Annotated in this window: 1 tRNA gene and 2 rRNA genes; all 3 read left to right on the top strand. The window is 51.5% G+C overall.

The features are described from left to right. A 23S ribosomal RNA gene (locus tag GVL52_RS31600) occupies positions 1-97 on the top strand; the annotation flags it as partial. A 118-nt stretch (positions 98-215) separates the two neighbouring features. Next, positions 216-328, top strand: a 5S ribosomal RNA gene (gene rrf / locus GVL52_RS31595). 133 nt (positions 329-461) lie between these two features. Beyond that, positions 462-547, top strand: a tRNA-Tyr gene (locus GVL52_RS31590). The last annotated feature ends 92 nt before the right edge of the window (positions 548-639 follow it).

The raw sequence follows: 639 nt of genomic DNA, 5'->3' as shown, positions 1-639 counted from the left end.
GAAGAGTCGTTCAAGACCAGGACGTTGATAGGCTGGGTGTGGAAGGCGTGCAAGCGCTTAAGCTAACCAGTACTAATTGCTCGTGCGGCTTGACCCTATAACTTTGACAAAAACGTCAAGGTTGTTATGCCAAGTGACGCAATCAAACACATAATCTGATTCCTCTCTATGAATTCGCCGTCCTGACCTCAACCCCAGGACAGCAACCCTTTATGCCTGATGACCATAGCAAGTTGGTCCCACTCCTTCCCATCCCGAACAGGACAGTGAAACGACTTTGCGCCGATGATAGTGCGGGTTCCCGTGTGAAAGTAGGTCATCGTCAGGCTCCTACAGCCCAAACCGCCCTCAGATCAACATTGGTCTGGGGGCGTTTTGCTTGAGGTGGGGGATGCTGCAGGTCAGGAAAAGACGACTGTTGACTTTTCGGCTGAAATTTCTGGTATAATTTTGAATTCTTCGGAGGGGTGCCCGAGTGGCTAAAGGGGGCAGACTGTAAATCTGTTGGCTTACGCCTACACTGGTTCGAATCCAGTCCCCTCCACCAGATGTGAGTGATGAAGGTGCTGCGCAAAGGCCTTGTGGTCCGTGCGGGAGTAGTTCAATGGTAGAACCCTAGCCTTCCAAGCTAATGACGCG

Origin of the sequence: Rhizobium sp. 18055, from assembly GCF_902706285.1 — a bacterium.
In the GTDB taxonomy this organism is placed as follows: domain Bacteria; phylum Pseudomonadota; class Alphaproteobacteria; order Rhizobiales; family Rhizobiaceae; genus Rhizobium.
Note: the sequence above shows the minus strand (reverse complement) of the source record. Positions and strands in the feature narration are given on the sequence as shown.